This is a genomic window from Beijerinckia sp. L45 (genome assembly GCF_009765775.1).
Lineage (GTDB): Bacteria > Pseudomonadota > Alphaproteobacteria > Rhizobiales > Beijerinckiaceae > RH-AL1.
In genome coordinates this window covers 1-672 of record NZ_LMUU01000043.1, presented here as the reverse complement: position 1 = coordinate 672, position 672 = coordinate 1, and the positions used below count along the sequence as shown (strand labels likewise).

The window sequence follows — 672 nt, the reverse complement described above, 5'->3', positions numbered from 1 at the left end:
CCGAGTGTATCGACCACGAGATGGCGCTTGCGGCCCTTGATCTTCTTGCCCGCGTCGAAACCACGAGGACCGCCGGCTTCCGTGGTCTTGATCGATTGGCTATCAACAACAACGGCGGTCGGCGCGGATTCTCGGCCTTCCGCCTTGCGAGCATTCATCACGAGGACATCGACGATCTGCGCCCACAGCCCGCTGTCGCGTCAAGCGTAAAATCTGTTCTGGACCGTGGTGAACGGCGGAAAATCCTTCGGCAACAATCGCCAGGGGCAAGCGCAACGGATCATGTAAAACAAGGCGTTAAGGATGATCACGGCGTTGGTTGGCCTTCGCCCACGCCGTTTGGGAGCTGGCAAGAGCGGCGCGATCAACGCCAGTTCCGCCTCCGATACGTCAGTTGAATAACGCGCGCGAATAACGTCATACTTCGTCCGATCGGCCTCGTTCCATGGCATCGCGAATCTCCGGAAGTTGTTGCAAACTCGGGAGAATCAAAGGCCGCGAGGCCGGTCAACCAATTTCAGGTCGGGCTCTAAGAAGTGATGGATTGGCGCCATGCACCTCCCACGATGTGATGCGGTAGTCCGCGACGGCGTTCCCGAGGAAGTAGGGATCGTGCTTCATCAGCTCGTCGGCCGCGGCGTCTGACTCGGCTTCATACAGGAACAGGCCCCC

General features: G+C 59.2%; 2 protein-coding genes. Both read right to left on the bottom strand.

All coding sequences use genetic code 11. The features are described from left to right. Nucleotides 1-158, bottom strand: a 158-nt coding sequence (locus tag GSQ79_RS30245; RefSeq protein ID WP_368669913.1) for a transposase, incomplete at its 3' end; no start/stop codon positions are given. 42 nt (nucleotides 159-200) lie between these two features. Beyond that, nucleotides 201-452 (bottom strand): transposase, encoded by a 252-nt coding sequence (locus tag GSQ79_RS30240; protein WP_210253006.1) that lies wholly within the window; start codon nucleotides 450-452, stop codon nucleotides 201-203. Between the last annotated feature and the right edge of the window lie 220 nt (nucleotides 453-672).